This window comes from uncultured Amaricoccus sp., from assembly GCF_937858865.1.
Classification (GTDB): domain Bacteria; phylum Pseudomonadota; class Alphaproteobacteria; order Rhodobacterales; family Rhodobacteraceae; genus Amaricoccus.
Genome location: NZ_CALLYO010000431.1, coordinates 1 through 8495, shown reverse-complemented (window position 1 = coordinate 8495; position 8495 = coordinate 1). Strand labels below are relative to the sequence as shown.

Here is an 8495-nt window from a genome sequence, read left to right as displayed (position 1 = left end):
CCGCGAGCAGCACCCCCGGCGGCCGCGGCCGGGCGCGGTCGGCGGCCATGGCGCGGATGAGATCGTCGGTCCTCACGCGGCGGCCCTCATTCGATCATCTGCCCGCGCAGCCGCGCCAGCCGCTTCAGCGCCCGGTGCAGCGCCACCCGCACCGCCGTCTCGGTCATCGAGAGCGCGGCGGAGGTCTCGGCAACGCTCGCCCCCTCGAGCCCGATCGCCCGCACGATTCGCGCCGAGCGCGGGTCGAGCCGGCCGATCACCCGCTCGACGTCGCCCCGCTCGGTGGGATCGGCCCCGGGCTCGGCCGGCAGCACCGCGGCGAAGTCCTCGATCGGCAGCTCGATGCGCCGGCCGCGGGCGCGGAAGGCGTCGACGACCTTGTAGCGCACGATGGCGTGGAGCCAGGGCCTGACCGGCAGGTCCTCGCGCCAGGTGTGGCGCTTCTGGTGGATGGCGAGCAGCGTCTCCTGCACGATGTCCTCGATCACGTCGGGCGCGAGCCCCGGCCCGCGCGCCCGGGCGACCCCGCGCACGATCGGCGCCACCGCCCGCAGGAAGGCCGCATAGGCGCGCTCGTCCCCCCGGTTCGCGGCCCGCAGCAGTCCCTCGAGCGGCCTCTCGTCGGCGGGGCCCATCGGATCTCCGTTCGCCGCCGTTCGCCGTTTCGTTACGGCATGCGGGAAATTTTACCTCTGCCCATGCTAGCATGGAACGGCGGGAAGCCGACGCCGGGCGCTTGGCCCGCGAGGGTGAGGCGCGAGGGGGCGTTCCGGAGTGCGTGGTTGTAAGAGGTCGGGATGACGGCGGCGCGCGACACCTTGGCGGATCGGCTGGGCCGCTATCTCGCCCGGAAGCTCGACCAGCCCGTGCGCGGGCCGAGGCCCTTCACCCACGCCAACGTCGCGGCGCTGCGGCGGGTGCTGCAGCCGGGCGACGTGCTGCTCGTCGAGGGCAACAGCCGCGTCTCGGTGGCGATCAAGTATCTCACCCAGTCCACCTGGTCGCATGCCGCCTTCTACGTCGGCAACGCGCTCGGGCGGGTGACGCCCGACGGCGAGCCGCTCAGCCTGATCGAGGTCAACCTCGGCGACGGCTGCATCGCCGTGCCGCTCTCGAAGTACGAGCTCTACAACACACGGATCTGCCGGGCGAGCGGGCTCTCGCCGCAGGACCGGGCGCGGCTCGTCGACTTCATGGTGGCCAGCCTCGGCAAGAGCTACGACCTGAAGAACATCACCGACATGATGCGCTACTTCATGCCGACGCCGCCGGTGCCGGTGCGCTGGCGGCGGCGGCTCCTCTCCTTCGGGTCGGGCGACCCGACGCGGGCGATCTGCTCGACGCTGATCGCCGAGGCCTTCGGGCGGATCCGCTATCCGATCCTGCCTGTGATCACGCGCGAATTCCGCGCCGACCGGCTGGCGCGCTCGCAGCGCAGCGAAATCCTCCACATCCGGCACCATTCGCTGTTCGCGCCGCGCGACTTCGATCTCTCGCCCTATTTCCTGGTGGTCAAGCCGACGCTGGAGACCGGCTTCGACTACCGCGGACTGACCTGGTCGGACGAGAATCCGACGCCATCGGCAATTCCTTCGCAGTTGCGGAAGATTCCGGCTGACGATTGTTGATTCGTGTTCGCGAGGGGCCTATATGGGTCGACGTCGGTATACGGTCGGTGCATGTCGGCCATGTGGAATCGGCAGTCCACCCCGTGTCACTGAATCGCCATAGTGCGCCCGGACAGGACTTAGGAAGGAACGGCGTAATGTTTGATTACGTGGACGATGTGGCGTTCAACAACGACCAGGGTCACCGGGCGCAGAAGCTGTTTGCCGCGGTGGTCCTGGCTGCGCTGGACGACGCCATCGCCGACGACAAGAAGTATGGCAACGGTGCCGACGTCATCGCGCGCTGGGCGCGCTCGCGCGACGGGCGAGAAGTGCTGATGTGCGCCGGGATCGACCCCAACGAGCGTACGGTCAAGGGCATGGTGGAGTTCGTGCGTCGCGGCGTTCGCACCTCGGTGGCGCTGAGCCGCGAGGAGAGCGAGCGGCAGCAGGCGCAGCGCTCGGAAGCGGCCTGATCCGCTCCCGAGCTGGCAAAAAGGGCCCCGCCGAGAGGCGGGGCCCTTTTTCGTTGCACCCGCGTCGTGTTCCGGACCGGACGAGCGCATCCCGCCGGCTAGCGAAGCAGGATCGAGAGCCCCTCGTAGAGCAGCTTGACCCCGGCAAGGCCGCAGATGGCCATCGTGATCACGTTGCTGTAGCGGAGCATGAACCGCTTCAGCGCGGCGAGCAGGCCTGCCGTCCGTGCGCCGCCGAGGCGGGCCGCGAGCACGATGCCGACGACGGTGGAGGAGCCAACGCCGACGAAGACAAGCGCGCCGAGTGCGGCGCGCAGGCCGAGGAGGCCGTGGTAATGCGCGGTCGCCGCGGCGGCAGCCGCGAGGGCGAGATTCTTCGGGTTGGCGCCGCCGAGCGCCGCGCCGATGCCGAAGGCGGAGGCCGGCGCCCCGTCGAGCGGCGACATCCAGCGCGGCGGCTCGGCCGGCGCACCGCGGCGCGGCCGGCCGCGCCACTTGAGGCCGGCGGCGAGAAGGAGCGCGGCGCCGGCGAGGATCTGCACCCAGGCGTCGGGGCCGGCGCGGCCCGGGTCGATCTCGCCGGCGACCAGGAAGAAGACCGCGGCCAGGGTGCCGAGCCCCGCGACCCAGCCGGCGGCGAAGGCCGGGGCCGTCGCCGGTTCGTCGGACCCCGCCGCCACGACGGCCGCGACGAGCGGAAAGGGGCTCAGCCCCGCCACCAGGGCCAGCAGAACGAGATCGGCGATCGCGGCGGACAGCACGTGGGTTCGGACCGGTTCGGCGAGGCGGCAGGGCGCAAGGCTCCGCTACGCTATAGCCCGGCGGGCGCGGACGCCAGCGGCTCAGAACTCCTCGATGTGCACGACGCCGGGGACGGTCTTGAGGGCGCTCAGCACCTGCGGCGACATCGGGTAGGGGTCGGGCAGGGCGATCTCGACCTCGCCCGGGAGCTCGGGGTGCATGAGCACGAGGCTCAGGGGGCCGCGGCGCCGGGCGTTCGAATCGCGGACGACCGCCGCGAGCCGGCTGGCCAGCGAGGTCATGGCGATGCGGTCGTCGAGGTAGAGGCGCAGGCCGGCCGAGGCGGCGCCGGCGAGCGCCACGTCGATCGGCTGCGCCGCCCGCGCCAGCAGCTTCAGCTCGTCGTCCTCGAGCGTCGCCTCGACGGTCAGCACGACGTTCATGCCCGGCTCGAGATGGTCGCGCGCGACGTCGAGCACGTCGGAGAACATGCGGACCTCGTAGAGCCCGGTCGGGTCCGACAGGCGAACGAAGGCGAAGCGGGTGCCGCGGGCCGACTTGCGCTGGTCGAGCGCCGACACGGTGCCGGCGACCTGGGCGATCATCGGCGAGGCGCCGGCGGCCTTGCGGTGCAGCTCCGCGCAGGTGAGGACCCGCTCGCGGCGGAGCGCCCCGGCATAGTCGTCGAGCGGGTGGCCGGAGAGATAGAAGCCGATCGCGGCATGCTCCTGCGCCAGCCGCTCCATCGGCGACCAGTCGTCCGGCTGCGGCAGGCGCGGCGGCGGCAGCGCCGTCGTCGCCTCGCCGAAGAGGCTGACCTGGGCGGACGCCTTGTCCTCGTGCACCGCCCCCGACCAGGCCATGAGCTGCTCGAGGTTCTCGAAGACCTTGCGGCGGTTCGAATCGAGCGCGTCGAGCGCGCCGGCGCGGGCGAGCATCTCGAGCGCCCGCTTGCCGACCCGGCGCAGGTCGACCCGGGCGGCGAAGTCGAACAGGCCGTCGAACGGGCCATGCGCCCGACGCTCCTCCTCGATCAGCCGCATGGCGTCGACGCCCACGTTCTTCAGCGCGCCGAGCGCATAGAGGATGCGCCCGTCCTCGACGCCGAAGGTCGCGCCCGAGCGATTGACGCAAGGGGCCACCACCGCGATCCCGAGCCGGTCCACCTCCTGCCGGTAGGGCCCGAGCTTGTCGGTCAGGTGGATGTCGCAGTTCATCACCGCGGCCATGAACTCGACCGGATGGTTCGCCTTCAGCCAGGCGGTCTGGTAGCTGACCACGGCATAGGCGGCGGCGTGCGACTTGTTGAAGCCGTAGTTGGCGAACTTGTCGAGCAGGTTCCAGACCTCGTCCGCCTTGGCCTTGGAGACGCCGTTCGCCTTCGCCCCCTCGATGAAGAGCGGCTTCTGCGCGTCCATCTCGGCCTGGATCTTCTTGCCCATCGCCCGGCGCAGCAGGTCGGCGCCCCCGAGCGAATAGCCCGCCATCTTGCGGGCGATCTCCATCACCTGCTCCTGGTAGACGATGATCCCCTGCGTCTCGTCGAGGATCGCGTCGATCGTCGGATGCAGGCTCTCGCGCGGCTCGCGGCCGTTCTTCACGTTGCAGAACTTCGGGATGTTCTCCATCGGCCCCGGGCGATAGAGCGCGACCAGCGCGATGATGTCCTCGATGCAGGTCGGCCTGAGCTGCCGCAGCGCCGTGCGCATCCCCGTCGATTCCACCTGGAAGACCGCGACGGTCTGCGCGCTGGCATAGACCTCGTAGGTCTTCGCATCGTCGAGCGGGATCGCCCCGATGTCGACGACCACCCCGCGGGCGGCGAGAAGGTCGAGCGCGTTGCGGATCACCGTCAGCGTCTTCAGCCCGAGGAAGTCGAACTTCACCAGCCCCGCCTGCTCGACCCACTTCATGTTGTACTGCGTCGCCGGCATGTCCGAGCGCGGGTCGCGGTAGAGCGGCACCAGCTCCTCGAGCGGCCGGTCGCCGATCACGACGCCCGCGGCATGGGTGGAGGCATTGCGCAGCAGCCCCTCGATCTGCCCGGAGATCCCGAGCAGCCGCGCGACCTGCGGGTCCTTCCGCGCCTCCTCGCGCAGCCGCGGCTCGTCGGCCAGCGCCTTCTCGATCGAGACCGGCTTCACCCCCTCGACCGGGATCAGCTTCGAGAGCCGGTCGACCTGCCCGTAGGGCATCTGCAGCACCCGCCCGACGTCGCGCACCGCGGCCTTCGAGAGCAGCGCGCCGAAGGTGATGATCTGCGCCACCCGGTCGCGCCCGTAGCGCTCCTGCACGTAGGCGATCACCTCCTCGCGCCGGTCCATGCAGAAGTCGATGTCGAAGTCCGGCATAGAGATGCGCTCGGGGTTGAGGAACCGCTCGAAGAGAAGCCCGTAACGCAATGGGTCTAGGTCGGTAATCGTCAGCGCGTAGGCCACGAGAGAGCCGGCGCCCGAGCCGCGGCCCGGGCCGACCGGGATGTCGTGCGCCTTGGCCCACTTGATGAAGTCGGCGACGATCAGGAAGTAGCCGGGGAAGCCCATCCCCTCGATGACCCCGAGCTCGAACTCCAGCCGCTCGCGGTAAGTCCCGGCCGCCGCCGCGTGCGGGATGACCGCGAGGCGCGCCTCGAGCCCCTCGCGCGCCTGCCGGCGCAGCTCCTCGACCTCGTCCTCGGCGAAGCGCGGCAGGATCGGCTTGCGGGTGCGCGGCCGAAAGGCGCAGCGGCGGGCGATCTCGACCGTGTTCGCCACCGCCTCGGGCAGGTCGGCGAAGAGCTCGGCCATCTCCTCCTGCGACTTGAAGCGGTGCTCGGGCGTCAGCCGCCGGCGCGGCGCCTGCTGGTCGACGTAGGCGCCCTCGGCGATGCAGAGCAGCGCGTCGTGCGCGTCGTAGAGCGCGGCGGTCGGGAACTGGACGTCGTTGGTGGCGACGAGCGGCAGGCCGAGCTCGTAGGCCAGCGTGACCAGCCCCGGCTCGGTCGCCTCCTCGAGGGGCGTGCGCGGGGCGTCGTTCAGCGGGTGGCGCTGGATCTCGACATAGAGCCGGCCGGGGAAGAGCCGCGCCAGCGCCTCGGCGAGCACCCGGGCGCGGGGCAGATGATCCTCGCGGATCAGCGCCCCGAGCGGCCCCCCGGCGCCGCCGGTCAGGCAGATCAGCCCGGCCGCATGATCCGCGAGCTGGGCGAGCGTGATGTGCGGCAGCGCCGCCCCGCAGTCGAGGAAGTTGCGCGAGGAGAGCTTCATCAGGTTGCCGAAGCCCGCCGCGTCCTGCGCCAGCAGCACGATCGGCGCCGGCTCGGGGATCCTGTCGCCGGGATGGGCCGGCTCGGCATGGGAGAGGGCGAGCTGACAGCCCATGATCGGCTGGATGCCGGCCTTGGCGAGGGATTCGGAAAACTCGAGCGCCGCGAAGAGGTTGCCCGTGTCGGTCAAGGCGAGGGCGGGCATCCCCGCCGCCTCGCAGAGGCCGGCGAGCTTCTTCACCGGAATCGCGCCCTCGAGAAGCGAATAGGCGGAGTGCAGGCGCAGGTGGATGAATCGCGGCTCGGGCATGGGCGACCCTAGGCCGCGGCGCGCGAGGTCGGCAAGCCCGGGGCTCAGCGGCGGTCGAGATACATCTGCTCGTAGATCCCCGCCACGCAGAGCATCTCGGTGCGGGTGAAGATCTGGTCGCCGTCGCGGTCGCACTTGAGGATGTGCACCGGGCTCATGCGCGGGTATTTCCGCTCGACCTGCTCGAGCGTCAGCCCGGCGGTCTGGGCGAGGGCGGGCGCGAGCGGCAGGACGAGGAGAAGGGCTGCGAGCGTAGTGCGGGACATGCGCGGAACCTCCTGAATCACTCGCCCCAAGCATAGGCTTCGGCGCGGCGGGCGGCGAGGGCAATTGCCCCTTGCGGCGCGGGTCGGCAGCCGTAAGCTCGCCGGCGGCCAACCAGCGGGATCGTCACCATGCGCGCCGCCGTCTGCCGCGGATTTGGGCAGCCCCTGACCGTCGAGGAGGTGACGCTGGCCGCACCGGGGCCGTTCCAGGTCGCGGTCCGGATCCTGGCCTGCGCCATCTGCCATTCCGACATCGCCTATGCCGACGGGGCCTGGGGCGGGGCCCTGCCCGCGGTCTACGGGCACGAGGCTGCCGGGCAGGTGACCGCGGTCGGGCCGGGGGTGAGGGGCTTCGCGCCCGGCGACTTCGTGCTGGTGACGCTCATCCGCGCCTGCGGGCATTGCCCGGCCTGCGCCGGCGGGGCGCCGACCTCCTGCGCGCACGCCTGGGACGCGGGGGAAAGCCCGCTCCGGGACGCCGCCGGAAGGGTGCTGGCGCAGGGGATGAACACGGGCGCCTTCGCCGAGGCGGTGGTGGTCGATGCGAGCCAGTGCGTGCCGCTGCCGGCGGACCTGCCGGCCGATCTCGCCTGCCTTCTCGCCTGCGGCGTCATCACCGGGGTCGGCGCGGTCGTCAACGCCGGCCGCCTGGCGCCGGGCGCCAGCGTCGCGGTGGTGGGGGCGGGCGGCGTCGGGCTCAACGCGGTGCAGGGCGCGGCGATCGCCGGCGCCGGGCGGATCGTCGCGGTCGATCCGCTGCCCGGCAAGCTCGCCGCGGCGGCGGAGTTCGGGGCGACCGACGGGGTCCTGGCCGACGAGGGCACGGGCGAGGCGATCCGGCGGCTGACCGGCGGGCGGGGGGTCGACCTCGCGGTCGTCACCGTGGGGGCGCCTTCGGCGATCGGCGCCGCCGCCGGCTATCTCGCGGCCGGCGGGACGCTGGTCGTGGTCGGGATGCCGGCGACCGGCACGGTCGTCGGCTACGACCCGACCGGCCTCGCCGCGCTCAACCAGACGATCACCGGCGCCCGCATGGGCCGCGCGGTGCTGGCGCGCGACATCCCCTGGCTGATCGGCCACTGGCGTGCCGGGCGACTGAAGCTCGCCGAGCTCGTCTCCGGGCGCTGGCGGCTCGAGGAGATCAACCCCGCCATCGCCGCCAGCCGCTCGGGCGCCGCCCGCCGCAACGTGGTCGTCTTCGGATGAGGCTCGCCGACCTCGACATCCTCGTCGTCGGCAACCCGCCGCCCGGCTTCGGCGGCCGCTACTTCATCTTCGTGAAGCTCACGACCGACGACGGCATCACCGGCTGGGGCGAGGTCTATGCCGCCACCGTCGGCCCCGAGGCGATGCGGGCGGTGATCTCCGACGTCTTCGCCCGGCACATGGCCGGCGAGAGCCCGGAGAACGTCGAGCTCATGTTCCGGCGCGCCTATTCCGCCGGCTTCAGCCAGCGGCCGGACCCGACGGTGATCGGCGCCTTCTCCGGGCTCGAGATCGCCTGCTGGGACATCCTCGGCAAGGCGCATGACCGGCCGGTCTGGGCGCTCTGGGGCGGGCGGCTGCGCGACCGGCTGCGCAGCTACACCTACCTCTATCCTGGGCCGGGCGAGGATCCGGCGCGCTTCTACGGCGACCCGCACGCCTCGGCTGCCTGCGCCGCGCGCATGGCGGAGATGGGCTTCACCGCGATCAAGTTCGACCCCGCCGGCCCCTACACCATCCACGGCGGCCACCAGCCGACGCTGGCCGACCTCGACCGCTCCGCCCTCTTCTGCCGCCGCATCCGCGAGGCGGTGGGCGACCGGGCCGACATCCTCTTCGGCACCCACGGCCAGTTCACGCCGGCGG

Annotated in this window: 7 protein-coding genes and 1 pseudogene; 4 read left to right on the top strand and 4 right to left on the bottom strand. The window is 71.9% G+C overall.

The annotated features are described in order from the left end of the window. Window positions 1-86 precede the first annotated feature (86 nt). The gene (locus Q0112_RS12825; RefSeq protein ID WP_297975891.1) at window positions 87-635 is read right to left on the bottom strand and encodes a sigma-70 family RNA polymerase sigma factor; all 549 of its coding nucleotides are present in this window, start codon (window positions 633-635) and stop codon (window positions 87-89) included. A 162-nt stretch (window positions 636-797) separates the two neighbouring features. On the opposite strand from Q0112_RS12825, the gene Q0112_RS12820 reads away from it, so the two are divergent. Then, a complete protein-coding gene (locus Q0112_RS12820) occupies window positions 798-1628 on the top strand; it encodes a lipo-like protein (RefSeq protein ID WP_297975889.1) in 831 nt (276 codons plus the stop codon). Window positions 1629-1765: 137 nt separating this feature from the next. Then, window positions 1766-2083 carry a DUF6280 family protein gene (locus Q0112_RS12815; protein ID WP_297975887.1) on the top strand — a complete coding sequence of 106 codons (318 nt, stop codon included), beginning with the start codon at window positions 1766-1768 and terminating at the stop codon, window positions 2081-2083. A 98-nt stretch (window positions 2084-2181) separates the two neighbouring features. On the opposite strand, the gene Q0112_RS12810 is transcribed toward Q0112_RS12815, so the two are convergent. The 3 genes from Q0112_RS12810 to Q0112_RS12800 all read right to left on the bottom strand — a co-directional run bounded on the left by Q0112_RS12810 (window position 2182) and on the right by Q0112_RS12800 (window position 6644). After that, window positions 2182-2844 (bottom strand): GAP family protein, encoded by a 663-nt coding sequence (locus tag Q0112_RS12810; RefSeq protein ID WP_297975885.1) that lies wholly within the window; start codon window positions 2842-2844, stop codon window positions 2182-2184. Window positions 2845-2925: 81 nt separating this feature from the next. After that, window positions 2926-6378, bottom strand: a complete 3453-nt coding sequence (gene dnaE, locus Q0112_RS12805) for a DNA polymerase III subunit alpha (protein ID WP_297975884.1) — start codon at window positions 6376-6378, stop codon at window positions 2926-2928. A gap of 44 nt (window positions 6379-6422) precedes the next feature. Continuing rightward, complete coding sequence (locus Q0112_RS12800) at window positions 6423-6644, bottom strand: hypothetical protein (protein WP_297975881.1); 222 nt, start codon at window positions 6642-6644, stop codon at window positions 6423-6425. A 129-nt stretch (window positions 6645-6773) separates the two neighbouring features. On the opposite strand from Q0112_RS12800, the gene Q0112_RS12795 reads away from it, so the two are divergent. Further along, window positions 6774-7850 (top strand): alcohol dehydrogenase catalytic domain-containing protein, encoded by a 1077-nt coding sequence (locus Q0112_RS12795; protein WP_324564118.1) that lies wholly within the window; start codon window positions 6774-6776, stop codon window positions 7848-7850. Beyond that, a pseudogene (locus tag Q0112_RS12790) lies at window positions 7847-8495 on the top strand (mandelate racemase/muconate lactonizing enzyme family protein); the annotation flags it as partial. The gene Q0112_RS12795 and the pseudogene Q0112_RS12790, both read left to right, overlap by 4 nt.

What these genes read in the sequence shown, in the direction of transcription:
- dnaE (WP_297975884.1), bottom strand. Translation starts at nt 6,378, where the DNA reads ATGCCCGAGCCGCGATTCATCCACCTGCGCCTGCACTCCGCCTATTCG.
- Q0112_RS12815 (WP_297975887.1), top strand. Translation starts at nt 1,766, where the DNA reads ATGTTTGATTACGTGGACGATGTGGCGTTCAACAACGACCAGGGTCAC.
- Q0112_RS12825 (WP_297975891.1), bottom strand. Translation starts at nt 635, where the DNA reads ATGGGCCCCGCCGACGAGAGGCCGCTCGAGGGACTGCTGCGGGCCGCG.
- Q0112_RS12820 (WP_297975889.1), top strand. Translation starts at nt 798, where the DNA reads ATGACGGCGGCGCGCGACACCTTGGCGGATCGGCTGGGCCGCTATCTC.
- Q0112_RS12800 (WP_297975881.1), bottom strand. Translation starts at nt 6,644, where the DNA reads ATGTCCCGCACTACGCTCGCAGCCCTTCTCCTCGTCCTGCCGCTCGCG.
- Q0112_RS12795 (WP_324564118.1), top strand. Translation starts at nt 6,774, where the DNA reads ATGCGCGCCGCCGTCTGCCGCGGATTTGGGCAGCCCCTGACCGTCGAG.